The 23,324-nt window shown below is 68.5% G+C and carries 21 protein-coding genes; 17 read left to right on the top strand and 4 right to left on the bottom strand.

Features of this window, described 5'->3' with window-relative positions; genetic code table 11:
• The first annotated feature begins 88 nt into the window (after window positions 1-88).
• The 5 genes from glnD to AC1ROD_RS00875 all read left to right on the top strand — a co-directional run bounded on the left by glnD (window position 89) and on the right by AC1ROD_RS00875 (window position 6,818).
• Entirely contained in the window at window positions 89-2,797 is a 2,709-nt protein-coding gene (glnD, locus tag AC1ROD_RS00895) for a [protein-PII] uridylyltransferase (protein WP_492946382.1), read from the top strand.
• 43 nt (window positions 2,798-2,840) lie between these two features.
• Window positions 2,841-4,442, top strand: coding sequence for a murein biosynthesis integral membrane protein MurJ (gene murJ / locus AC1ROD_RS00890; RefSeq protein ID WP_492946381.1), 1,602 nt, complete (start codon window positions 2,841-2,843; stop codon window positions 4,440-4,442).
• A gap of 68 nt (window positions 4,443-4,510) precedes the next feature.
• Window positions 4,511-5,566: a tryptophan--tRNA ligase gene (gene trpS, locus AC1ROD_RS00885; protein WP_492946380.1), complete on the top strand. Its 1,056-nt coding sequence runs from the start codon at window positions 4,511-4,513 to the stop codon at window positions 5,564-5,566.
• Between the two features lie 76 nt (window positions 5,567-5,642).
• The gene (locus tag AC1ROD_RS00880) at window positions 5,643-6,338 is read left to right on the top strand and encodes a GNAT family N-acetyltransferase (RefSeq protein ID WP_492946379.1); all 696 of its coding nucleotides are present in this window, start codon (window positions 5,643-5,645) and stop codon (window positions 6,336-6,338) included.
• Window positions 6,339-6,353: 15 nt separating this feature from the next.
• A complete protein-coding gene (locus AC1ROD_RS00875) occupies window positions 6,354-6,818 on the top strand; it encodes an OsmC family protein (protein ID WP_207869582.1) in 465 nt (154 codons plus the stop codon).
• 3 nt (window positions 6,819-6,821) lie between these two features.
• Here the strand turns inward: AC1ROD_RS00875 and AC1ROD_RS00870 are convergent, their stop codons facing one another.
• Entirely contained in the window at window positions 6,822-7,583 is a 762-nt protein-coding gene (locus AC1ROD_RS00870) for a dienelactone hydrolase family protein (protein ID WP_492946378.1), read from the bottom strand.
• 38 nt (window positions 7,584-7,621) lie between these two features.
• Window positions 7,622-8,383 (bottom strand): alpha/beta fold hydrolase, encoded by a 762-nt coding sequence (locus AC1ROD_RS00865; protein ID WP_492946377.1) that lies wholly within the window; start codon window positions 8,381-8,383, stop codon window positions 7,622-7,624.
• A gap of 70 nt (window positions 8,384-8,453) precedes the next feature.
• Here AC1ROD_RS00865 and AC1ROD_RS00860 point away from each other — a divergent pair, with 70 nt between their 5' ends.
• The 7 genes from AC1ROD_RS00860 to rplT all read left to right on the top strand — a co-directional run bounded on the left by AC1ROD_RS00860 (window position 8,454) and on the right by rplT (window position 16,379).
• Complete coding sequence (locus AC1ROD_RS00860) at window positions 8,454-9,413, top strand: glycosyltransferase family 9 protein (RefSeq protein WP_492946376.1); 960 nt, start codon at window positions 8,454-8,456, stop codon at window positions 9,411-9,413.
• A 152-nt stretch (window positions 9,414-9,565) separates the two neighbouring features.
• Complete coding sequence (infC, locus tag AC1ROD_RS00855) at window positions 9,566-10,087, top strand: translation initiation factor IF-3 (RefSeq protein WP_492034557.1); 522 nt, start codon at window positions 9,566-9,568, stop codon at window positions 10,085-10,087.
• A 149-nt stretch (window positions 10,088-10,236) separates the two neighbouring features.
• Complete coding sequence (locus AC1ROD_RS00850; RefSeq protein ID WP_492946375.1) at window positions 10,237-12,258, top strand: alpha/beta hydrolase family protein; 2,022 nt, start codon at window positions 10,237-10,239, stop codon at window positions 12,256-12,258.
• Between the two features lie 60 nt (window positions 12,259-12,318).
• On the top strand, window positions 12,319-13,548 hold the full coding sequence (locus tag AC1ROD_RS00845) for an MFS transporter (RefSeq protein ID WP_492946374.1): 1,230 nt from the start codon (window positions 12,319-12,321) through the stop codon (window positions 13,546-13,548).
• Between the two features lie 103 nt (window positions 13,549-13,651).
• The gene (locus AC1ROD_RS00840; protein WP_492946373.1) at window positions 13,652-15,601 is read left to right on the top strand and encodes a S9 family peptidase; all 1,950 of its coding nucleotides are present in this window, start codon (window positions 13,652-13,654) and stop codon (window positions 15,599-15,601) included.
• Window positions 15,602-15,772: 171 nt separating this feature from the next.
• Entirely contained in the window at window positions 15,773-15,970 is a 198-nt protein-coding gene (rpmI, locus tag AC1ROD_RS00835; protein ID WP_003166435.1) for a 50S ribosomal protein L35, read from the top strand.
• A 55-nt stretch (window positions 15,971-16,025) separates the two neighbouring features.
• Complete coding sequence (gene rplT, locus AC1ROD_RS00830) at window positions 16,026-16,379, top strand: 50S ribosomal protein L20 (protein ID WP_492946372.1); 354 nt, start codon at window positions 16,026-16,028, stop codon at window positions 16,377-16,379.
• A gap of 72 nt (window positions 16,380-16,451) precedes the next feature.
• Here rplT and AC1ROD_RS00825 read toward each other — a convergent pair whose 3' ends face one another.
• The gene (locus AC1ROD_RS00825; RefSeq protein WP_492946371.1) at window positions 16,452-16,985 is read right to left on the bottom strand and encodes a DUF805 domain-containing protein; all 534 of its coding nucleotides are present in this window, start codon (window positions 16,983-16,985) and stop codon (window positions 16,452-16,454) included.
• 131 nt (window positions 16,986-17,116) lie between these two features.
• On the opposite strand from AC1ROD_RS00825, the gene pheS reads away from it, so the two are divergent.
• The 5 genes from pheS to AC1ROD_RS00800 all read left to right on the top strand — a co-directional run bounded on the left by pheS (window position 17,117) and on the right by AC1ROD_RS00800 (window position 22,284).
• Window positions 17,117-18,193 (top strand): phenylalanine--tRNA ligase subunit alpha, encoded by a 1,077-nt coding sequence (gene pheS, locus AC1ROD_RS00820; RefSeq protein ID WP_492946370.1) that lies wholly within the window; start codon window positions 17,117-17,119, stop codon window positions 18,191-18,193.
• A gap of 4 nt (window positions 18,194-18,197) precedes the next feature.
• Entirely contained in the window at window positions 18,198-18,605 is a 408-nt protein-coding gene (locus AC1ROD_RS00815) for a hypothetical protein (RefSeq protein WP_492946369.1), read from the top strand.
• A complete protein-coding gene (locus AC1ROD_RS00810) occupies window positions 18,605-19,003 on the top strand; it encodes a hypothetical protein (RefSeq protein ID WP_492946368.1) in 399 nt (132 codons plus the stop codon). Before AC1ROD_RS00815 ends, AC1ROD_RS00810 begins: the two co-directional genes overlap by 1 nt.
• A complete protein-coding gene (gene pheT, locus AC1ROD_RS00805; protein WP_492946367.1) occupies window positions 19,000-21,471 on the top strand; it encodes a phenylalanine--tRNA ligase subunit beta in 2,472 nt (823 codons plus the stop codon). The genes AC1ROD_RS00810 and pheT overlap by 4 nt, the downstream gene beginning before the upstream one ends.
• 189 nt (window positions 21,472-21,660) lie before the next feature.
• Complete coding sequence (locus AC1ROD_RS00800) at window positions 21,661-22,284, top strand: DUF1134 domain-containing protein (protein ID WP_492946366.1); 624 nt, start codon at window positions 21,661-21,663, stop codon at window positions 22,282-22,284.
• A gap of 164 nt (window positions 22,285-22,448) precedes the next feature.
• Here the strand turns inward: AC1ROD_RS00800 and AC1ROD_RS00795 are convergent, their stop codons facing one another.
• On the bottom strand, window positions 22,449-23,309 hold the full coding sequence (locus AC1ROD_RS00795; protein ID WP_492946365.1) for a Rossmann-fold NAD(P)-binding domain-containing protein: 861 nt from the start codon (window positions 23,307-23,309) through the stop codon (window positions 22,449-22,451).
• Between the last annotated feature and the right edge of the window lie 15 nt (window positions 23,310-23,324).

Below are 23,324 nucleotides of genomic sequence, written 5' to 3'. Positions count from 1 at the left end.
CGCGGCGCCGGGGCCACACCGGGGGAAAGACCCGATGGTCACGGCGGGCGAGACGCGCCGTCGTCCTGTCCCTATATTGCTCCGGCCGATGACCGCCGCTCCTCCCGCACCTTCCCGAACCGGTCTCGACGACCGTCTGGACGCCCTGGTCGGCGGGCCGGACATGCGGGCCGGCGTCGCCGCCGTGCTGAGGGCCCATTACGACGCCGCGCGCGAGAAGATCGCGACCCGTCTGGCCGGGGGACTCGGCGGCGTCGAGGTGGCCCGACAGTACAGCGCCGCCGCCGACGAGATTCTGATCGCCCTGTGGCGCTTCACCTCCGAGACCCTCTATCCGTCGCACAATCCGACCGAGGCCGAAAAGCTGACCCTGATCGCGGTCGGGGGTTACGGACGCGGGGTGCTGGCGCCCTTCTCCGATCTGGACCTGCTGTTCCTGCGGCCCTGGAAGACCACCGCCCGGACCGAGACGGTCGCCGAGTTCGTCCTCTATGTGTTGTGGGATCTGGGGCTGAAGGTCGGGTCCTCGGCCCGGTCGGTCGACGAATGTCTGGCCCTGTCGCGCACCGACATGACCGTGCGCACCGCCCTGCTGGAAGGGCGCTGGCTGGCCGGCGACCGACATCTGGCCGAGGACTTCCTGTGGCGCTTCCGGGGCACGGTGACCAATGCCGACCCGAGGCCCTTCATCGCCGCCAAGCTGGAGGAGCGTCAGGCGCGTCACACCAAGGCGGGCAATGTCCGCTATCGCGTCGAGCCCAATATCAAGGACGGCAAGGGGGGTCTGCGCGACCTCAACACCCTGTTCTGGATCGCCCGGGCCCTGGCGCCCGAAAGCCCGCTGGGCGCGGCGGTGCTGGACGACCTCCTGACCGCGCGTGAACGGCGCACCTTCGAGGAGGCCTTCGACTTCCTGTGGCGGGTGCGTTGTCACTTGCATCTGATCGCGGGACGGGCCGAGGAGAAGCTGACCTTCGACCTGCAGCCCGAGGTGGCGCGCCGGATGGGCTGGCGCGGCCGCGGCGACGAGCCGGCGGTGGAGCGGTTCATGCGCCGCTACTTCCTGGTGGCCCGCGACGTCGGCGCCCTGACACGGGCCATGAGCGCGACGCTCGAGGCGCGCCAGCAGAAGAACACCCTGAGCCTGTCGCGGCTGATCCCGGGGCGGAAGCGCAACCTCGGCGTTCCCGGCTTCACCGAGGACGGCGGCCGGCTGTCGGTCGAGAGCGCCCAGGTCTTCATCGACGACCCGGTCAAGCTGCTGACCCTGTTCGTCACCGCCGACCAGCACGATCTGGACCTGCACCCCCACGCCTTCTCGGCCGTGACCCGGTCTCTGGGGCTGGTGACGCCGAAGCTGAGGCGCGACCCGCGCGCCACCGCCGCCCTGCTGCACATTCTCGCGCATGGCCAGAGGCCTTACCGCGTCCTGACCATCATGAACGAGACCGGGCTGCTGGGCCGGTTCCTGCCCGAATGGGGGCGGATCGTCGGCCAGACCCAGTTCAACATGTACCACGCCTTCACGGTCGATGAGCACAGCCTCCAGGCCATCGGCATCATCAACGACATCTTCCGCGGCAAGCTGAAGGACGAGCATCCGCTGTCGTCCTCGACCATCCACCTGATCGCCGACCTCGAGGTGCTGATGCTGGCCATGCTGCTGCATGACGTCGGCAAGGGCGGGGAGCGGGGCCAGCTGGAGGACGGGGCCATCGCCGCGCGCCGGGCCTGTGAACGCCTCGGCGTCGATCCGCGCCGGATCGAGCTTGTGGTCTGGCTGGTCCGGAATCACCTGGCGATGTCGGACTATGCCCAGAAGCGCGACACCTCCGACCCCCAGACCATCCGCGACTTCGCCGAACTGGTGGGCGACCCCGAGCGGCTGCGCCTTCTGCTGGTCCTGACCGTCGCCGACATCCGCGCCGTGGGGCCCGGAGTCTGGAACAATTGGAAGGGCCAGCTGATCACCGCCCTCTATACCCGCGTCGAGGCCCTGTTCCGGGGCGAGGACGTCGATGTGATCGACCCCCTGGCCGAACACGCCGATCTGATCGCCCGCGCCTTCGAGGCCGGAGCCGCGGCCGAGTGCCGTCAGGGACCGGGCCGGATCGAATCCACCACCGAGATCGCGCTCGCCGCCCGCGACCGGCCGGGCCTGTTCGCCGACCTGACGGCGGTGCTGGCCGCCGCCGGAGCGGACGTCACCGGGGCCCGGGTCGCCACCGCGGTCGACGGCACGGTGCTGGACGTCTTTCAGGTCCAGGACGGCGCCGACGCCCCCTACGGCCAGGCCGAGCCTCGTCGCCTGAAGACGCTCGTCGCCGCGCTTGAAGCCGCCGCCCGGGGCGAAACGCCGGTCGAGGCGCCCGCCATGCCGGCCTCGACTCCCCGCCGCGCCGTCTTCGACGTCCGGCCGGTGGTCATGATCGATGCGGGGGCCAGCGAGACGGCAACGGTGATCGAGGTTTCGGGAGCCGACCGGCCGGGCCTGCTGGCCGAACTGTCGCGCACCCTGACCGATCTGGACCTGTCGATCCGGTCGGCCCACGTCGCGGGCTTCGGTGAACGGGCCGTCGACAGCTTCTATGTGGTCGACCGCAAGGGCAGGAAGGTCTTCTCGGAAATGCTGCTGAACGAGATCCAGTCAGCGCTCGAGGCGGTGCTGGAACGCGCGCCCGCCGCGCCCCAGGGCCGCAAGATCATCGCCGCCCGGGCCAGCGCCCGCGACGTCTCCGATCTCAATCGCCCGATCCGCCGCGCAAAGGACGTTTCGTCGCAGGCGGAACCGCGCTAAGCGCAAAACACCCGCGCATTCCGGCGGTTCGGACCCTCCCCGCATGAGCCTGGCTCGAAATACGATCGTCCAGTCCACCCTGACGCTGGGGAGCCGCATCCTCGGCTTCGCCCGCGACCTGGCCCTGTCGGCCCGCTTCGGTCAGGGACCGATGATGGACGCCTGGGCCACGGCGATCATGCTGCCCAATCTGTTCCGCCGCCTGTTCGCGGAGGGCGCCTTCGCCCAGGCCTTCGTGCCCATCTACGGCGGAGTCCGCGCTTCGGAAGGCGAAGAGGCCGCGGCCGTCACGGCGTCGGAGGCCCTGAGCTTCATGTTCGCCGTGGTCACCGGCTTCTGCATCGTCATGCAGATCGCCATGCCGTGGATCATCCCGCTTCTGATGTCGGCGTGGAAATCCGACGCGGGCGTGATGTCGGTGGCCGTCACCGCGACCCAACTGGCCATGCCCTATCTGGCCTGTATGACCATCGCCTCGCTGCTGTCAGGCGTGCTCAACACGGGTGGAAAATTCGCTCTGTCGGCGGGCGTGCCGGTCTTCCTGAACATCTGCACCCTGTTCCCGCTGCTGGCCCCCAGCTTCATCCCGTCGATGACGCAACCGGACACGCTGCTGGCCGTCAGCGCGGCGGTGACCGTCTCGGGCCTCATCCAGGCGGGCCTGCTCTGGTGGGGGGTGCGGCGTCTGGGCGTGAAGCTGAAAATCTCCCTGCCGAAACTGACCGCCAGCGTGAAGAAGACCCTGGCCCTGGCTATCCCGGGCGCCATGGCCGGCGGCGCCCTTCAGCTGAACTCCGTGGTCAGCCAGGTCCTGACCGGGTCGGACGCCGGGGCCCGTTCGGTGCTCTACAACGCCGACCGCCTGTATCAGCTGCCGCTTGGCCTCGTCGGCGTCGCCATCGGCCTGGCTCTGGTCCCCCGCCTGACCCGGGCCTTCGTCCAGGGCGACCATGAGGGCGGGCAGAAGACGCTGGACGACGGCATCAACCTGGCCATGGCCTTCACCCTGCCGGCCGCCGTCGCCCTGTTCGTCATCCCCTATTTCATCATCGATTCGACCGTGACGCGCGGCGCCTTCACCCATGAGGACGCGGCCCGCACCGCCGACACCCTGCGCCAGTTCGCCTGGGGCGTGCCGGCCTTCGTCCTGGCCAAGGTCCTGACCCCGCCCTTCTTCGCCCGGATGGACACCCGCCGGCCGATGATCTTCGCGGTGACCTCGGTGGTCATCACCGTGGTGCTGGGCGCCGGGCTCTTCTTCTGGTTCTCGCGCATCGGCGTGGACGGGGTTCTGGGTCTGGCCATCGCCACCAGCGTCTCGGCCTGGATCAACGTCGCCTTGCTGTGGGGCACCCTGATCCGCGAGAAGGCCTGGTCCGCCTCGGCCAGCTTCGTGTCGCGCATCTCGCGCGTGCTGGCGGCCAGCGGCGTGATGGCGGCTTTGCTGCTGGCGGCGGGGATCTTCTATCCCGAACTCAGCAAGCTGTTCCTCGCCAAGGAGATCGCGGTCCTGATCGTCTGCGGGGCCGGAGCAGTGGTCTACGGCGCCTGTCTGTTCCTGTTCCGCGCGGTCACCCCGGCCGAGCTCAAGGCGGTCCTGCGCCGCGAGCCGGGCGCCCCGGTCGCGGGCGGCGGACTGGACTAGGGGTTTTCGCTTAATCAGCCGGGCGCGGGAACTTGCTCTCGCGGCCCGGCTGAGGCATCTGCGAGCCCATGTCCGACGCTACGCCCGCCTCCCCCGCTCCCACTTCCCAGTACGCCGGTCCGCGCCGGGTGCTTTCGGGCATCCAGGCCTCTGGCGCCCTGCATCTGGGCAACTATCTCGGCGCCCTGAAACGCTTCACCCAGCTGCAGGATCAGGGCGCCCCCTGCTTCCTGTTCGTCGCCGACCTGCACGCCATCACCGTCTGGCAGGATCCGGCCCTGCTGACCGCCCAGACGCGCGAGATCGCCGCCGCCTATCTGGCTTCGGGCCTCGATCCGGCGAAGTCAGTCATCTTCCCGCAATCGGCGGTGCGCGCCCACGCCGAACTGGCCTGGATCTTCAACTGCGTCGCCCGCCTCGGCTGGCTGGACCGGATGACCCAGTTCAAGGAGAAGTCGGGCAAGCACAAGGAACGCTCGAGCGTCGGCCTCTACACCTATCCGGTGCTGCAGGCGGCCGACATCCTGCTCTACAAGGCCACCGAGGTGCCGACCGGCGAGGACCAGAAACAGCATCTGGAGCTGACCCGCGACATCGCCGCCAAGTTCAACAACGACTTCGGCGTGCCGGACTTCTTCCCCCTGCCCGAACCCCTGACCCAGGGGCCGGCGCCGCGCGTCATGAGCCTGCGCGACGGCTCGGCCAAGATGTCCAAGTCGGATCCCTCGGACCAGTCGCGCATCAACCTGACCGACGACGCCGACGCCATCGCCGGCAAGATCCGCAAATCCAAGACCGACATGGGTGTCATGCCCGAGGTCGGCGAAAGCCTGGACGAGCGCCCCGAGGTGAAGAACCTGATCTCCATCTACGCGGCCCTGTCGGACCAGACGAAGGATCAGGTGACCGCCGAGTTCGCGGGTCAGGGCTTCGGCGCCTTCAAGCCGCGCCTGGCCGATCTGGCCGTCAGCGCCATGGCCCCGATCACCGCCGAGATGCGCCGCTTGATGGCCGACACGTCCGAGATCGACCGCGTCCTCAAGGACGGCGCCGAACGCGCCGCCGCCATCGCCGATCCGGTGGTCGACGAGGTCAAGAAGATCGTCGGCTTCTGGCGGGCCTGAGGCCCGGCGGTTTCCGGACGCCAGGTTCGTGAAGTCGGCTGACGGCGGCGCTTCCCGGCGCTAGATCGACGTCATCATGACCCACCCGCTCGATCGCGCCGTCTGGAATGGCCTGACCACCCGCCTGTCATCCTTCACGACAAAGGATTCCGACGCGCGCGCCGTGCGGATCGATCCGGAGGTGGGCGTCTTCGTCTCCGCCGCCGACGCCTCTCCCGAGAGCCGGGCGCGACTGACAGAGCTGGCGCGGCGTCATCCGGGCGCGAGTCTGGTGGAACGCAGCGACGGGCCGATGGTCGATGTCCTGCCGGACGGGATCGCCATCCGCGACCGCATCGCCCTGGTCCAGATGACGGCGACCGAACTGACGCCGTCGGCCAGTTCGAACGTCGCCTTCGAGACCCTGACCGAGGCCGACGCCCCGGCCATGCTGGCGCTGGCGACCCTGACCCGGCCGGGCCCGTTCCGGTCGAGGACCCGCGAACTCGGCCCCTTCGTCGGGATCAAACAGGACGGCGCGCTGATCGCCATGGCCGGACGGCGGCTGCGCGTCGACGGCTTCACCGAACTGAGCGGGGTCTGCACCCATCCGGACCATCGCGGCCGGGGCTATGCGGCAGCCCTGTCCCGGGTTGTGGTGAGCGAAATCCACGCCTCGGGCGAGGCGGCCTTCCTGCACGCCTTCGCCGACCATGACGCGACCATCGCCTTCTATGGCGCCCTGGGCTTCGAAATTCGCGCGCCGATGACCTATACGATTCTGGAAAGCTGAGCAGGAAAACGGGCCATGAGCGCGCACCACACCACCGTCGAATGGAAACGCGACGGCCAGGTCTTCATCGACAAGAAATATTCGCGCGCCCACGTCTGGACCTTCGACGGCGGCGCCGTGGTCAAGGGCTCCTCGGCGCCCGAGAGCGTGCCGGTCCCCATGTCGGACATCACCGCCGTGGACCCCGAAGAGGCCATGGTCGCCTCCCTGTCCAGCTGCCACATGCTGTGGTTCCTGGCCTTCGCCGCCGGCGACGGCTTTGTGGTCGACCGCTATGTCGACGAGGCCTCAGGCATGCTGGGCAAGGACGCGGGCGGCCATCGCTACATGAACCGGGTGACCCTGCGCCCCGTCACCACCTTCTTCGGGCCCGCCCCGACGCAGGCCGAGCTGGACGCCTTGCACCACGCCGCCCACGAACACTGCGAAATGGCCCACTCGGTGCGGGCCGAGATCGTGGTCGAGGCGAAGATCGGCTGAAGATCAGGCGGCGACGGGAGGGGCCGTGGCCGTATCCTCAAGCAGGGCCTTGAAGCGCCGGATGGCCTCGTCGGTCAGTTCGGGGTGGTAGCGCATCGGCGGGGCCGAGGTCGGCTCGTCGAAGCTGTGGGTGCCTTCGGCGATCCAGGTCTCGACGTCCGCGCCGCAGTTGCGAACCATGTCGTGGACCTTTTCGGCGTTGCGGACCGAGGTCAGGTGATCACCGCGGGCGATGACGGCGAGCGTCTTCGGGCAATGCCGCCAGGGCCGCATCCGGTTCAGGGCGGCGAAACCGATATAGGGATAGGCCAGATAGGCCGCCTTGATCCCGTCCAGCGAAACCTCGCCGGGATCGGCGAGGCCGAGGGACTTCGGACGCCGGTCCGCGCTCATCGCCTCCATGATGCCCCAGCCGCCGTGGCTCCAGCCGGCCAGGGCGAGGCGCGAGGCGTCGACGTCTGACCGGGCCGAGACGCCGTGGATCGTGGCCAGGACGTCGCCCGCCCGCTCGTCGCCGCGCAGCAACAGGCCCGTGCAGACCGTGGCCAGGGCGAAGGCGCGGCTGTAGCCTCGCGAACCGTAGGAATCGACCGTGAAGGCCCGCCACCCCGCCGCCTTCGCCGCAGCCGCATACTTCGGCAGATGGTCGCGTAAGCCCCCGCAGCCGTGGAACAGCAGCACCGCCGGACGCGGGCGGTCGTCATCCGGCCCGACCACCGTCGTATGGGGCTCCAGTTTCGCCCAGCGCGCGCTCAAGGTGTCCATGAGCGTCACCATAACCGCCCGGCGAAACTTGGGAAGGTTCAGCTGCGCCGCAGCCCCTCGACCGCCTCGACCAGCCGCGTCAGATCGGCGGGCGTCGACAGCCGGTGGTCGCCGCCCTCGATCAGGTCCAGCCGCACGTCGCCGCCGGCCAGCCGCTCGACCAGCTGGATGGAATGACCCCACGGCACCACGTCGTCCGCCCGGCCCTGAAGGATGTGGACCGGCGCCGCGATGCGGATCGGCGCGCCGAGCAAAAGCCAGTCCTTCGCCTCCTCGAACATGGCGCGGGTCAGGACATAGGAGCCCAGCCCCTCTTCCACGACCACGGTCTCCCCATCGCGCAGGATGGCCTGACGCTCGTGGTCGGCGAGGCCGGGCCACATCAGGGCCTCGGTGAAATCCTGGGCAGGGTTGACCAGCACCAATCCCGCGACTGCTTCAGGTCTGGCCAGCGCCGCCAGAAGCGCGACCCAGCCGCCCATGGACGAGCCGACGAGGACGGCCGGGCCGCTCAGGCTGTCGATCAGGGCGACGGCGTCCTCACGCCAGCGGCCGATGGTCGCCTGCCGCCATTCGCCCGAAGACTGCCCATGGGCGAAATGGTCGTAGCGGACATAGGCCCAACCGCGCTCGCGGGCGGCGGCGTCCAGCGCCAGGGCCTTGGTCCCCTCCATGTCCGAGCGGAAACCGCCGATCCAGACGATTGTCGGACCTTTGCCAGCGACCGATTTGAAAGCGATCGTCTCGCCGTCGGGGCGTCCCAGACGCTGGATATCGTCGCCATTGGTCACATCGGTCATCACGGCCTACTCTCGCGCAAACAGTCTGCACCTGATAGCGAACGCCGACGAACGAAGCGAAGGTCAAAGCGTGCCGCCCGTCCAGTCCACCCCCAGGGTTCTTTTCGTCAGCTCCAACCGCATCGGCGACTGCGTCATCTCGTCGGGCGTGATCCGCGAGATCGAACGCCAGCTGCCGGGAGCCGGGATCACCGTCGCCTGCGGTCGTCCGCCCGCCCCCTTCTTCCGCTCCGCCCCCGGCGTCGAGCGGGTCATCATCCTCGACAAGAAGAAGATGGCCGGACACTGGGTCGATCTGTGGAAGCAGGTCTCCGGAACCCGCTGGGACATGGTCGTCGACATCCGTGGCTCGGCGCTCAGCTATCTGATCCCGGCGAAGAAGCGCGTGGTCTACAACCGCTCGTGGGAGACCGGCCTGCGCAAGGTCGAGATGGTGTCGCGGCTGATGGGGTCGCAAACGCCGATCGATCCGGAGATCTTCCTCGACGATCAGGCCCGCGCCGAGGCCGCCGCCGTCATCGATCCCCAACTGGCCGGCGGGGCCGGGCCCGGCCCCATCATCGCGCTCGCCCCCATCGCCCACCAGCCGGGCAAGAGCTGGCCCGCCGAGCGCTGGGGTCAGCTGGTCGAGAAGCTGAAGGCCGACCCCCGGTTCGACGGCTGGCGCTTCATGCCCGTCGGCGGCCCCGGCGACCGGCCGCCCGCCACGCCCGCTCTGGAGGCCGCGGGGCCCAGAGGCATCGACTTCGTCGGCAAGGGGGACATCCTGGCCTCGGCGGCGGCCATCGACCGGGCGGCCCTGTTCGTCGGCAATGATTCCGGCCTGATGCATGTCTCGGCGGCTCTGGGACGGCCGACGCTGGGTCTGTTCGGTCCCACCGAATGGTGGCTCTACGGCCCCTGGGGCCCGCGCACCCGGATCGCCGCCTCCAATGAGACGCGTGGCGAGTTCTCCCCGATCGAGGAGCTGACCGTCGATCACGTCTTCGAGGCGGTTCTGGCGCTGCACGCCGACTATATCGCCAGCTGAGCCGTTAACGGCTGATCAGCCTCGCCTTGATAAAACGGGCTTTCAGGCGCATATAGCGCGCCTCAGGGAACGCGGCGCCGAGCCGTGCGCTGACCCCTGCAAGCCGACAAGACTTTCGTCCACACAAGGAAACGACGCTCATTCGCCGTCCGATGCAAACGCCGCCCGTCAAGGATGGGCCGCCCATGAACCACGATATCCGCGCGCCGCGCGTTCTGCTCATCGATCAGAACGGCGAGAAGCAGGGCGTCATGCCGACGTCCGCCGCGCTGGAAGCCGCTGAAGAAGCGGGCATGGACCTGGTTCAGATCGTGTCCACCTCCGAACCGCCGGTGGCCAAGATCCTCGACTACGGCAAGTTCCGTTTCCAGGAGCAGAAGAAGAAGGCCGAGGCCCGCAAGCGCCAGAAGATCGTCGAGCTGAAAGAGATCAAGCTTCGTCCGAACATCGACACCCACGACTATGAGGTGAAGGCCAAGGCCATGCACCGCTTCTTCGACGAGGGCGACAAGGTCAAGGTGACCCTGCGCTTCCGCGGTCGTGAAATGGCCCACCCGGAACTGGGCATGAAGCTGCTCAACAAGGTCCAGGAAGACTTCGACGAGATCGCCAAGGTCGAATACGCCCCGCGTATGGAAGGCCGCCAGATGATCATGATCCTGGCGCCGAAATAGGCCTTATCCGGCCGCCGTCATCCGGTTTGAAACGCCCCGACCGCCCGGTCGGGGCGTTTTCGTATCTGGAGTTGCACGGATTGCTCCTGACCACCTTGGCCGCGCCGCCGACCGACGTTAGGCTACCCCTGAAACCGGGGGAAACGGGCATGATTTTCAGACAACCCTTGCGCGCCGCTGCGCTCGCCGCATCCGCACTGCTTGTGATCGCGCCGGGCTCTCGGGCCCTCGCCGATACGGAGGCGAGCGCGCCGGCCGGAGCGGGGGCGACAACGGAATCCCAGACCGCGACGCCGTCCTGCCTGCCGCCCGAACCGGTCCGGACCCAGGGGCCGGCCCCGCTCCAGGTCTTCGGCGGCATGCCGTCGACGGATATGGTGGAGCTGTCGCCGAGCGGGAACCGGCTGGCCTATGTGGCGATCGTCGGCGAGCAACGCAGTCTGATCGTCTGCGACATGGGCACGCTGAACCTGATCGGAGGCGTGCGCGCCGGAGACGTGAAGGTGCGTGGGCTGGTCTGGATCGGCGAGGACCACGTCATGCTGATCACCTCGGCGACCCAGTCGTCGGATATGACGGGCCTGCGCCGCGCCGAACTGTCCGAAGGCCAGATCTATTCGGTGGCCAGCCGTCAGGTGGCCAAGGCCCTGACCACCACACCCGGCGTCTTTCCGCGCCTGAACGGCGCCTATGTCCGACAGGGCCGGCTGATCGCGGGCGGCGTGGGCACGCACGGCCTCGGGCTCTATCGCATCAATCTGGCGACGGGGCGCGGCGACAGCACCCTGCTCGAACAGGACCAGGCCGGCGGCTATATGCTGAACGAGGCGGGCGAACCGATCAGCCGCATCGAATACAGCGGGCGCAGCAAGGTCTGGACGGTTCAGCGCCGCACCCGCGAAGGCGGCTGGCGAGACGTCTGGAGCGTCGAAGCTCCCATCGATACGCCCAGCGTCGCCTCCTTCGGCCGCACCGACCGCGAACTGGTGATCCAGGGCGGCAAGGATTCGCGTCCCGACCAGTACAGGCTGCTCAACCTGGATACCGGAGAATGGTCGGACCTGCCGTTCGAGGGCGAGCCCACCGGCATCCTGACCCATCCCCGGACCCAGCTCCTGATCGGCGCCGCCGTCGAGGGCGACGGAGAGGCGGCCCTGCAATTCTCCGATCCGGACGCCCAGCGCGCCTGGAACACGGTCAAGGCGGCGTTCCGGGGCAAGCGCACGCATGTGGTGTCCTGGTCGGACGATCTGAAGGTTCTGGTGGTCAGGACCGAGGGCGACGGGGACCCGGGCACCTACCAGATCGTCGACATGAACCGGCGCTCGGCTGAAATCTTCGGCGAGACCTACCCCCTGACCCCGGAACAGGTCGGCGAGGTGCGCGTGGTCGACTATGACGCGGCCGACGGGATGCGCATTCCCGGCTATCTGACCCTGCCGCCCGGCGTCAGCGATCCCAAGGGGCTGGCCCTGGTCGTCCTGCCCCATGGCGGACCCCAGGCGCGCGACAGCCTCGGCTTCGACTGGTGGGCCCAGGCCATCGCCTCGCGCGGCTACGCCGTCCTGCAACCCAACTATCGCGGCTCCGATGGCCTCGGCATGGCCCATCTGGAAGCCGGCTATGGCGAATGGGGCCGCAAGATGCAGACCGACCTCTCCGACGGGGTCCGCTGGCTGGCGTCCCAGGGAATCGTCGATCCGAAACGCGTCTGCATCGTCGGCGCCAGCTACGGCGGCTATGCGGCCATGGCCGGTCCGACCCTGGACAACGGCGTCTATCGTTGCGCGGTCGCCGTCGCCGGCGTTTCGGACCTCAGGGCCATGGTCCAGTGGGAGGCCGAACAGGGCCGCCGCGATTCCCAGACCGTTCAGTACTGGAACCGCTTCATGGGCGCCGACCGGCTGGGCGACCGTTCGCTCGACGACCGTTCCCCGGCCCAGCAAGCGGGCCGGTCGGACGCGCCGATCCTGCTGCTGCATGGCCGCGACGACACCGTGGTGCCGTTCAGCCAGAGTCAGCGTCTGGCCGACGCCCTGCGGGCCGCGGGCAAACCGTTCGAGTTCGTCCAGTTGAACGGCGAAGATCACTGGCTCTCACGCGCCGAGACCCGCACGCGAATGCTGACCGAAACGGTCCGCTTCCTCGAGGCCAACAACCCTCCGAACTAGGCGCGGGGCGAACAGCGTCAGGCGATTGGCCTTTGCCGCGGAGCCGGGTAAGCCGGGGACATGCAAACCCCTGAGCCGACCCCGTCTCCAAAGCGCCAGGCCCCCGCCCTCGCGGTGCTGTTCGCGGTGGTGTTCATCAACCTGGTCGGCTTCGGCCTGGTCGTGCCCCTGCTGCCCTTCTTCGGCCAGAGCCTGAAGGCCGAGGCCTGGCAGGTGGCCCTGATGTTCTCGGCCTATTCGCTGGGCCAGTTCTTCGGCGAACCCTTCTGGGGGCGGCTGTCGGACCGGATCGGCAGGAAGCCGGTGCTGCTGATCACCGTCCTGGCCAACGCCGTCGGCTATCTGGCCCTGGCCTTCGTCCCGAACATCTGGCTGGCGGTGGCCGTGCGCCTGTTCACCGGTCTGGGCGCCGGCAATATCTCGACTGTCCAGGGCTATGTCGCCGACATCACCCCGCCCGAGCAACGCGCCGGACGCATGGGAATGATCGGGGCCGCCTTCGGCCTGGGCTTCATCGTCGGACCGGGTCTGGGCGGACTGATGGTGCATCCCGACATGGGCCGGCTCGGCTATCAGCTGCCGATCTTCGCGGCGGCGGGCCTTTGCCTGCTCGCGGCGCTCGGCGTCCTCGTCTTCCTGAAGGAGAGCCGGGCCAGGGCCGATCCCGCCGCCCCGCGCCCGCCCTTCCTGGGCGGGGTGCGCGACGCTCTGTCCAATCCGGTCGTCTCGCGCGTCCTGCTGGTGACGATCATCTATATGGCCGGCTTCTCCGGCATGGAATCGACCTTCGGCCTGTGGGTCGAGGCCCGCTACGGCTGGGGCGCCCGCGAGGTGGGGCTCAGCTTCATGGCCGTGGGCGTGGTCTCGGTCATCTGCCAGAGCCTGGTCACCGGCCGGCTGGCGCGGCGCTTCGGCGAGAGCCGGGTCCTGGCCTGCGGCTGTCTGTTGTTCGGGGTCGGTCTGGTCGGCCAGGTCCTGTCGCCGGTCGCCTGGGCCGTGCCGGTGATGATGGCGGTCGGCGCCTTCGGCATGGCGATCACAATGCCCAATATTTCGGCCCTGATCTCGCGCTCCTCGCCGCCGGACCGGCAGGGGGCCATGCTGGGTCTGAACATGGCCGCCAGCTCCAGCGCCCGTATCGTCGGTCCGATCGTTGCGGGCGCCGTCTTCTCGGGCGTCGGCCACGACTGGCCCTTCCTGATCGGCGCCCTGTTGACCGTCCCGGCCGCCGTCGCCGCGGTCAACGCCGGTCGGGCGTTCCGCCAGCGACAGGCCGGGGCGACCGCCTGAATTCGAAACGACCTCAGCGCGAAACGACTTGAGATCGCGCGCGTCCCGGCTGAGTATGGCCACGGTTGATCAGCGGCGGGGGCCGACCTTGTATCGTGGTGTAGTGACGGCGCTCGCGAGCGCGCTTCTTCTCTTCGCGCCGGGCGCAGCGGGCGCCCAGACGCCGGATCCGGTCCCCCTGTCTGTCTACGGCGCCCTGCCGGGGGTGGAGCTGGTCCAGCTCTCGCCCTCGGGACACCGCATCGCCTTCATCACCGTCATCGGCGAGCACCGCGCCCTCGCCGTGATCGATCTGGTCAACAACAGGTCCATGGGCGGGGTCGGCGTCGGGGAGACCAAGGTCCGCGACCTGCAATGGATCGGCGATGATCGGGTCCTGGCCACCACCTCCAGCACCGAAACCCTGCCCGAGCTGGGCATCTTTCAGCGCGAACTCTACCTCGGCCAGATTTATGAGCCGGCGCGCCGACGGGTCACATCCCTCGTCAAGAACGACGGCGGGCTTTTCCCGGCCCTGTTGAGCGGCGTCGACGTCATCCAGGCCAACGGTCACCCCGAGGTTCTGGTCCGCCTCTTCTCCCGCACCACCCCGGAAGGCATCGACCTGTACCGGATCAACGGAGAGACCGGGCGCGTGCGCAGCGCGGAAGCGATGGACCGCGATGTCGAGGGCTATGTTCTGGACGCCTCCGGGCGATCCATGGCGCGCAGCGACTATGATGAGCGGACGCGGGTGTGGAGTCTTCTGCTTCGTCAGGGCGGCGGCTTCCGCGAAACCTGGCGCACGACCGCGCCGCTGGACGCCCCCACCCTGATCGGTCTGGGCCTGGCAGGCGAAAGCGTCATCGTGGCCGCCGACCGCCCAGACCTCAAACGCGACGACCGCGAGGAGGCCGACTTCTATGACGTTAATCTGGAGACGGGGACGTGGCGGGCGGTGCGGTTCGATTTCGATCCCATGGCCCTGCTGTTCCATCCGGTCACGAGACGGCTGATGGGCGCCACCCGCCTGGATGACGAAGGGCGGCGCTACAGTTTCGCCGACAGGGACGCCAGCCTCATGTGGGCCAGCGTGGAACAGACCTTCCCCGACGGCGCGCCGTCCCTGGTCGGCTGGGGCGACGATCTCAAGACCGCGGTGGTCTTCACCAACGGGGCCGGAGATTCCGGCACCTATCACATCGTCGACCTGAACAACGGATCCACCCAGGTCGTGGGGCGGGCCTATGCCGGGGTTCCGGCGGACCGGGTCGCACCGGTCAAGCCGATCGCCTACAGCGCCGCGGACGGGCTGGAAATCCGGGGCTATCTGACCCTGCCTCCCGGCCGCGCCGATGCGAAGGGTCTGCCGCTCGTGGTTCTGGCTCATGGCGGACCGGCGTCGCGCGACCTTATGGAATTCGACTGGTGGGCCCAGGCCCTGGCTTCGCGCGGCTATGCGGTGCTTCAGGCCAATTTCCGGGGCTCGACCGGCCGTGGCGAGGCCTTCATGGAGGCCGGCTACGGCGAATGGGGCCGCAAGATGCAGACCGATCTGTCGGACGGGGTGCGTTATCTGACCGGCGAAGGGATCATCGATCCCGAACGCGTCTGTATCGTCGGCGCCAGCTATGGCGGCTATGCGGCCCTGGCGGGTCCGACCCTGGATCACGGCGTCTATCGCTGCGCCGTCTCGGTCGCGGGGGTCTCGGACCTTCGGCGGATGGTGGCCTGGGAGGCCGGACGCGGCGAGCGGCGCGACAACGAGACCGTGCGCTACTGGAACCGGTTCATGGGCGGCGACGGTCCGGGCGACCGGTCGCTGGATGCGCGGTCGCCCGCGAAACTGGCGGAAACGGCCGATGCGCCCATCCTGCTGCTGCACGGCCGCGACGACACCGTGGTCCCGATCGAACAGAGCCGGACCATGGCTTCGGCCCTTCGCCGGGCCGGCAAGCCGGTGGAGTTCATCGAGCTGAACGGCGAGGACCACTGGCTGTCGCGCGAGGAGACCCGCACCCGGATGCTGACCGAAACGGTTCGCTTCCTGGAGGCCAACAACCCGCCGAACTGACTCGCGAATCCAGACTCCGCTTGCCTTTCGGGCCCGGTTCCCCTACTAGCCGCGCCTTCGCCTACGAACCGCCGGGCTAATGGCATGCCTTGGCGGTTTCGAAACCGGGTTACCCAACGACGGGCTCAAGTAGCTCGAAGAGCGGTAGCCCACTCAAAACGAGAGTGGAAAATGCCGAAACTGAAGACGAAGTCGGGCGCCAAGAAGCGCTTCAAATTCACCGCGACGGGCAAGGTTAAGGCCGGTGTTGCGGGCAAGCGTCACCGCTTGATCAGCCACAACTCCAAATACATCCGCCAGAACCGCGGCACCTCGGTCATGGCCGACGCCGACGCCAAGAAGATCAAGTCCTACATGCCGTACGCCTGATCGGCGCGCGCATCCTGAACTGATCTCATCGCAAAGAATTTGAAGGACTAAACACATGGCTCGCGTCAAACGGGGCGTAACGTCCCACGCCAAGCACAAGAAGGTTCTGGAGCAGGCCAAGGGCTTCTCCGGCCGCCGCAAGAACACCATCCGCACGGCCAAGGCCGCCGTCGACCGCGCCGGGCAATACGCCTACCGCGACCGCCGGGTGAACAAGCGCAACTTCCGCGCCCTGTGGATCCAGCGCATCAACGCCGCCGCCCGTCAGGAAGGCTTCACCTACTCCCAGTTCATCCACGGCCTGGGCAAGGCCGGCATCGAGCTGGACCGCAAGGTCCTGGCCGCGATCGCCATGGAAGGCGTGGGCTTCAAGGAAATCGCCGACAAGGTCCGCGCCGCTCTGGCGTAAACCCGACGGTTTGCACGATCTGAAACGCCCGTCCCGGTCGCCGGGGCGGGCGTTTTCGTTTGCGATCAGTGTTCAGGCCGGCTCGGCCGAAGGCTCCACGGGACTCCCGCGTCCCGGCGTCCAGTCTCCGCCACGACTCGGCCAGATCCCCCAGATGAGGGCGAAGGCCAGCCAGGCCGCCAGGCCGATCCAGTCGTAGACCCCGGCTGGAGCCAACGTCTTCACGGTCGCGAGGACGGCGACCAGACCGAACAGACTGGCCAGCCCGGCCCAGGGCGCGAGGCCGATATCACGGGCGCGGCGGGTCAGAAGCACGGTCCAGCCCCAGAACCATGCGATGATGGCGGCGCAGACGAACAGGGTCAGAATCAGCGCGAGGACCAGGGCGACGGTCGTCGGGAAGGCCGCGAACAGGGCGTTCACCGATCCCCTGATCGCCATGGACAGGGCGTAGGGGGTGATCACCGTCAGGGCGACGCCGACGGCGAACTCCCGCCGGTCCGACCGGCCGCGGTATCCCAACCGGCTTCCCAGGCGGAGCCCTCCCTGGCGTCCCAGCCAGCGCCCCCATCGAACGAGCTCGGCCACATGCTCGGCATTCAGCATCGATAGTCCTCCGGTTGACGCCCCATCCTCGCCGTCCCGCGGTTGAGAAAGCGGCGCCGAACAGCGTTAAGCCCGCTCCTCCCGGGCCGGAGGGTGACGAACGCCTCGCCAGCCGCTAGATGCTCCCGGCAATGACCGATCTTCCCCAACTCGAACTTGATCTGATCAACGCCATCGGCGGCGCGACCACCGTCGCCGAGGTGGAGGCCGTGCGCGTCAACGCCCTGGGCAAGACGGGCGTCATCTCGGGCCTGCTCAAGGGCATGGGGGCGATGAGCCCTGACGAGCGCCGCGAACAGGGGCCGATGATCAATGGCCTGCGCGACCGCGTCGCCTCGGCCATCGCCGACCGCAAGGCCGGGCTGGAGGCCGCCGAGCTGGACGCCCGCCTGCTGTCCGAAAAGGTCGACCTGACCCTGCCGGCCCGTCCGCGCCGCAAGGGCGGGGTCCATCCGACCATGCAGGTCATGGACGAGATGGTCGCCATCTTCGCCGCCATGGGCTTCGCCGTCGCCGAAGGTCCGGACATCGAGGACGACTTCCACAACTTCACGGCCCTGAACTTCCCGCCCAAACATCCGGCGCGGGAGATGCACGACACCTTCTTCCTCAAGCCCGACCCCGAAACGGGCGAGCGCAAGGTGCTGCGCACCCACACCTCGCCGGTGCAGGTGCGCACGATGATGTCGCAGCAACCGCCGATCCGCATCATCGCCCCGGGCCGGACCTTCCGTAAGGATTCGGACGCCACCCACACCCCGATGTTCCATCAGGTCGAGGGTCTGGTGATCGACCGCGACATCCACATGGGCCACCTGAAGACGACGCTCGAGACCTTCATCGCCCGCTTCTTCGAGCTGGACACGGTCGACGCCCGCTTCCGTCCGCACCACTTCCCCTTCACCGAGCCCTCGGCCGAAATGGACATCCGCTGCGACCGCTCGGGCGGCCAGATCAGGTTCAACCAGGGGACCGACTGGCTGGAGATCCTGGGCTGCGGCATGGTCCATCCGAACGTACTGCGGTCCTGCGGCATCGACCCGGACGAATACCAGGGCTTCGCCTTCGGCATGGGCGTCGACCGTCTGGGGATGCTGAAGTACGGCATGCCCGACCTGCGCCCGATGTTCGAGGCCGATGTCCGCTGGCTGGCCCACTACGGCTTCTCCGCCTTTTCCGCCCCCAACGCCGCCTCCGGCCTGAGCTGAACCCATGACCGACATTCTGTCCGAAGCCTATGGCCGCGAGCTGATCGCCCGCACGACCTTCGAAAAGGAGGCCATCTGGCTTCCGCTGCTGTCCATCCACCACCTGAATGCGAACGAACTGGTCATCCGCGGCAAGACCTTCACCGACTGCGTCATCGAAGGTCCGGCCCTGATGGCCATCGTCGACCAGGTCTTCTTCGAAGGTTGCAACATGGGCGTCGCCAGCGACCCCAAATCCCTGTTCTACAAGGGCCAGGGCCCGGTGCTGGTGGGAACCATCGCCTTCGCCGACACCCGTTTCGTGCGCTGCCGCTTCGTCCAGGTCGGCTTCACCGGCCACGTCGAGCAGATCGACGCCATGTCCGACGAACTCGTGTCGGCCCGCGCGCGCTCCGAACAGGGCGGCAACTGATGTCCCGGCTTCCGATCACGCGCGCCGTCAACGTCGCCCGGGACATGAGGGCCGAGGTCTTCGAGGACGTCGACCTGAACCTGTATGAACTTCATATCGGCAACCATGGCGCCGCGCTGGGCGTCATCATGGGCCGGACCTTCCGCGGCTGCCGGATTCAGGGGCCGGCGGTCATGCTGGTGTCGTCGGGTGTTCGCTTCAACGACTGCAATTTCGGCGATCCGGACGGCGATATGCGCAACCTTGTCCTGCGTCCGGTCGGCGCGCGCGCCCTGGGCACGGTCCCGTTCCGCGACACCCTGTTCGACGGCTGCGAATTCTACAATGTCGGCTTCACCGGCCCGGAAGTCGTCCTGAACGACCTGCTCGCCGTAGGCTCGACCGAGGGCCCCGCATGAAGTTCACCCTCGGCTGGCTGAAGGACCATCTGGAGACGACCGCGGACGCCGCGGCCGTCGCCGACGCCATGACCATGGCGGGTCTGGAGGTCGAACACGTCTCGGACCCCACCGTCGCCCTCAAGGCCTTCACCGTCGCCCGCATCGTCGAGGCGGTGCAGCACCCCAACGCCGACCGCCTGCGCGTCTGCCAGGTCGAGACCGTCGACGGGATGAAGGAGATCGTCTGCGGCGCCCCGAACGCGCGTGCGGGCCTGACCACCATCTACGCCCCTATCGGCGCATACGTGCCCGGCCTGGGCGTCACCCTGGTCGAGAAGCCGGTGCGCGGCGTCGTGTCCAACGGCATGCTGTGCTCGGCCGAGGAGCTGGAGCTGCCGGGCGAGAGCGACGGCATTCTCGAACTGCCGCCGTCCATTCCGGTCGGAACCCCGGCCGCGACCGTCTATGCGCTGGAACCCGTCATCGACTTCGAGGTGACCCCCAACCGTCCCGACTGGCTGGGCGTCGCCGGCATCGCCCGCGACCTGGCCGCCACGGGTCTGGGCAAGCTCAAACACTATGACATCGCCGTCGTGCGCGGCGCCTTCGCCTCGCCGATCAAGGTCCGGATCGAGGCGCCCGAGATGTGCCCGGTCTTCGCCGGCCGCCTGATCCGCGGCGTGAAGAATGGCCCGTCTCCCGCCTGGCTGCAGACGCGGCTGCAGGCCATCGGCCTGCGCTCGATCAATCGTCTGGTCGATGTCACCAACCTGATCGCCTACGACCGCGCCCGCCCGCTGCACGTCTACGACGCCGGCAAGCTGGTCGGCGACGAGATCGTGGTGCGCGGCGGCATTTCCAATCAGTCAAAACTGACCAACTATGCAGACGACACCGAATTCGGGAAATTCGGTTCGCCTGAGCCCGAACATTTGATCGCGCTGGACGGGAAGACATACGCTCTCAGCCCTGAGATGTGCGTCATCGCCGACGCCAACGGCGAGCGCCCCATCGGCCTCGGCGGCGTCATGGGCGGTGAATCGACCGGCTGTTCGGACGAGACCACCGACGTCTTCCTCGAAAGCGCCTGGTTCGACCCCATCGTCACGGCCCAGACTGGCCGCAGCCTGACCATCTCCTCGGACGCCCAGTACCGGTTCGCGCGCGGCGTCGACCCGGCTTCGGTGATCCCGGGGCTGGAACTGGCCACCCGCCTGATCCTCGACCTGTGCGGCGGCGAGCCGTCCGAGATCGTGCTGACAGGCGAGCATCCGGCCAATCCCGAAGCCTTCGCCTTCGACCCCGCCTATGTGAAGCGGCTGTCGGGCATGGACCTCGAGGACGACCGCATCGGGACCATCCTCGGTCAGCTCGGCTTCCTCGTGAAGGCGGGTGACGCCGGTCAGGTCGAGCCCTGGACCGTGACGCCGCCGTCCTGGCGGCGTGACGTCGAGGGCAAGGCGGATCTGGTCGAGGAGGTCGCCCGCATCGTCGGCTTCGACCACCTGCCGAACACCCCCCTGCCCGACCAGAACCCGTCCTCGAAGGGCGTGCTGAACCCGCGTCAGGCCCGTATCCGTCTGGCTCGCCGGGCGCTGGCGGCCGCCGGTTACGCCGAGGCCGTGACCTGGTCCTTCACCAACCAGAAGATCGCGGCCCTGTTCGGCGGCGGAGATGAGCGTCTGGTGCTGGAGAACCCCATCGCCTCCGAGCTGGACTGCATGCGGCCCTCGGCCCTGCCGAACCTCATTCAGGCCGCCGCCCGCAACGCCGCGCGCGGCCACGCCGACGCCGCCCTGTTCGAAATCGGTCCGATCTATCCCGGCGATGGTCCCAGGGATCAGCGCACCGTCATCGCCGGCCTGATCGCCCCCCATCCGGCTCGTCACTGGACCGGCAAGGACGGCGCGGACGACGCCCTGTTTGAGCTCAAGGGCGACCTGATGGCCCTGCTGGAGGACATCGGCGCGCCGGTCGGCTCCCTGCAGCTGGCGCAGGGACAGAACCGCGAATGGTGGCACCCCGGCCGTTCGGCCCGGCTGCAGCTGGGCCCCAAGACGGTCATCGCCGAGTTCGGCGCCCTGCACCCGCGCGTTCTGAAAGCGCTGGACGCGGACGGACCGATGCTGGCCTTCGAGATCGTGCTGGAAAGCGTTCCCGAGCCGAAGGCGAAAGCCAAGACGCGCGGCTCGGCCGACCTGTCGGTGCTTCAGCCCCTGACCCGCGACTTCGCCTTCGTGGTCGAGGACGACAGGGCGGCCGGCGATCTGGTCCGCGCCGTCGCGGGCGCCGACAAGGCCCTGATCGAGGAGGTCCGGGTGTTCGACGTCTATCGCGGCGCCGGCGTCCCGGAAGGCTCCAAGTCGGTCGCGCTGGAAGTCGTACTTCAGCCCCGCGAAGCGACCCTGACCGAGGCCGAGATCGAGGCCCTGTCGGCCAAGGTCGTGGCCGCCGCGACCAAACTCGGCGCCCAGCTGCGCGCCTGACGTAAAGGTGATGCTCGCTGCTTGAGCTTTTCGCGCTCAAGCAGCGAGCGACCGCGTCGAGAGCGGTAGCGCTCTGAAGCATGCCCTCAACCTCTCGTTAACTCTCACGCCGCAAGGCTGCCGCAAAGGCCCGCGAGGTTGGACGCAACGCTCGCATGACGGGCGATTCTCACCGCCGGGGACCCTGCCATGCATCGCCGCCAACTCATCCAGACCGGTTTCGCCGCCGCCGCCACCAGCGCTCTCGGCGCCTGCGCCAGCGGAGGCGTCGCCCCGCGTCAGGGGACCGAGCCGGCCTATCCGATCGCCTCGGACGCCAACGCCCCCGCCTATTCGGCCGATGAGCTGATCGCCGCCGGCTCGCGCCAGCTCGGCATCGCCGCCGAGGCCATGGGTGGGGCGATCGAACGCATCTTCCGCGACCAGGGCGACAGCCCGACCGGCTATATTGCCGGTGAAGAGGGCGCGGGCGCTGTGGCGCTCGGCGTTCGCTACGGCCGCGGCGCCCTGCATATGAAGGACCTCGGCACGGCCCAGGACGTCTACTGGCAGGGCATTTCGATCGGCTGGGATCTCGGCGGCAACGCCAGCCGGGTCTTCACCCTCGTCTATGGCCTCTACACCCCCGACGCCATCTACCGCCGCTACCCCGGCGTCGAGGGCTCGGCCTATCTGGTCGGCGGTCTGGGCGTGAACTACCAGCGCGCCGACGGCATCGTCCTGGCCCCGGTCCGCACCGGTGTGGGCCTGCGCCTCGGCGCCAACGTCGGCACCATGGCCTACTCGCGCCAGCGCAACGTGCTTCCTTTCTGATCTGACCCCTCTCCCAGAGGGAGAGGGAGGGGCCCGCTGACGCAGTCAGTGGGAAGGTGAGGGGTTAGGCCCTCAACGGTCAGCGACGAAACCCCTCACCCTTTCGGCTTCGCGCATCGCTGCGCTCTGCGAGCCTCAAGCCCTCTCCCTATGGGAGAGGGTGTTCAGATCACGCTCTCCAGCCCCTCCCGCCAGGTCGGATACTGCGGCCGCCAGCCCAGTTCGGCCTTGGCGCGGGCGTTGGAGATGCGTTTGTTGTCCAGATAGAAGCGGCGCATGGCGTCCGAGACCTCGGGGTCATGCCAGTCCACCTCGGGCGGGCGCGGCAGGCCCAGCCGTTCGGCGGCGCCGGCGATGACCACGTCGGCGGGCGTCGGTTCGTCGTCAGCAAGGTTATAGGCCGCGCCGGGCCGGGGCCGGGCCATCGAGGCGAACAGGCCCGCCACCGCATCCTCGACATGGACCCGGTTGAAGACCTGGCCGGGCTTTCTGACCAGCCGGGCCGAGCCGTCGCGCAGACGATCCACCACCGACCGGCCGGGACCGTAGATGGCCGGCAGGCGGAAGATCTGCACCGTCAGCCCCATGCCGCGCCCGGCGTCCAGCCAGTCGGCCTCGGCCCGGACACGCCGGCCGCCCTCGAGGCTGGAGGCGTTGAGCGCGTCGTCCTCGAAGGCCCAGCCGCCGTTGCGGTCGCCATAGACGGCGGTGGAGGAGACATAGCCGATCCAGTCCGGCCAGGCCGTGGAGACCGATTCCGCGACTGCCAGGGCCCGGAGCGCCGGACAGCCCTGGGCGTCGGGCGGGGCGGTGATCAGGACCTTCGTGGCCCCCGCGAGAGTCGCCGACAGGGCCTCGCGGTCGTCGGGATCGACAGCCATGATCCCCTCGGCCTCCAGAGCGAGACGCCGCGCCGGGTCCCGCGAGGTGGCGACGGCGGTTCCGCCCCGACGGATCGCCTCCAGAGCGGCGGCCCGGCCCAGATAGCCGCCGCCGAACACCAGAAGCTTCAGATCCGCACTCAAATCGATCTCTTTCAG

This window comes from Brevundimonas sp. GW821-FHT12E07 (assembly GCF_058807035.1).
This window is presented reverse-complemented; position numbering and strand designations above follow the sequence as displayed.

What these genes read in the sequence shown, in the direction of transcription:
- AC1ROD_RS00875 (WP_207869582.1), top strand. Translation starts at nt 6,354, where the DNA reads ATGAGCGCGCACCACACCACCGTCGAATGGAAACGCGACGGCCAGGTC.
- rplT (WP_492946372.1), top strand. Translation starts at nt 16,026, where the DNA reads ATGGCTCGCGTCAAACGGGGCGTAACGTCCCACGCCAAGCACAAGAAG.
- AC1ROD_RS00800 (WP_492946366.1), top strand. Translation starts at nt 21,661, where the DNA reads ATGCATCGCCGCCAACTCATCCAGACCGGTTTCGCCGCCGCCGCCACC.
- AC1ROD_RS00845 (WP_492946374.1), top strand. Translation starts at nt 12,319, where the DNA reads ATGCAAACCCCTGAGCCGACCCCGTCTCCAAAGCGCCAGGCCCCCGCC.
- AC1ROD_RS00870 (WP_492946378.1), bottom strand. Translation starts at nt 7,583, where the DNA reads ATGGACACCTTGAGCGCGCGCTGGGCGAAACTGGAGCCCCATACGACG.
- infC (WP_492034557.1), top strand. Translation starts at nt 9,566, where the DNA reads ATGCAAACGCCGCCCGTCAAGGATGGGCCGCCCATGAACCACGATATC.
- pheS (WP_492946370.1), top strand. Translation starts at nt 17,117, where the DNA reads ATGACCGATCTTCCCCAACTCGAACTTGATCTGATCAACGCCATCGGC.
- AC1ROD_RS00865 (WP_492946377.1), bottom strand. Translation starts at nt 8,383, where the DNA reads ATGACCGATGTGACCAATGGCGACGATATCCAGCGTCTGGGACGCCCC.
- AC1ROD_RS00815 (WP_492946369.1), top strand. Translation starts at nt 18,198, where the DNA reads ATGACCGACATTCTGTCCGAAGCCTATGGCCGCGAGCTGATCGCCCGC.
- AC1ROD_RS00825 (WP_492946371.1), bottom strand. Translation starts at nt 16,985, where the DNA reads ATGCTGAATGCCGAGCATGTGGCCGAGCTCGTTCGATGGGGGCGCTGG.
- pheT (WP_492946367.1), top strand. Translation starts at nt 19,000, where the DNA reads ATGAAGTTCACCCTCGGCTGGCTGAAGGACCATCTGGAGACGACCGCG.
- rpmI (WP_003166435.1), top strand. Translation starts at nt 15,773, where the DNA reads ATGCCGAAACTGAAGACGAAGTCGGGCGCCAAGAAGCGCTTCAAATTC.
- trpS (WP_492946380.1), top strand. Translation starts at nt 4,511, where the DNA reads ATGTCCGACGCTACGCCCGCCTCCCCCGCTCCCACTTCCCAGTACGCC.
- AC1ROD_RS00850 (WP_492946375.1), top strand. Translation starts at nt 10,237, where the DNA reads ATGATTTTCAGACAACCCTTGCGCGCCGCTGCGCTCGCCGCATCCGCA.
- AC1ROD_RS00880 (WP_492946379.1), top strand. Translation starts at nt 5,643, where the DNA reads ATGACCCACCCGCTCGATCGCGCCGTCTGGAATGGCCTGACCACCCGC.
- glnD (WP_492946382.1), top strand. Translation starts at nt 89, where the DNA reads ATGACCGCCGCTCCTCCCGCACCTTCCCGAACCGGTCTCGACGACCGT.
- murJ (WP_492946381.1), top strand. Translation starts at nt 2,841, where the DNA reads ATGAGCCTGGCTCGAAATACGATCGTCCAGTCCACCCTGACGCTGGGG.
- AC1ROD_RS00810 (WP_492946368.1), top strand. Translation starts at nt 18,605, where the DNA reads ATGTCCCGGCTTCCGATCACGCGCGCCGTCAACGTCGCCCGGGACATG.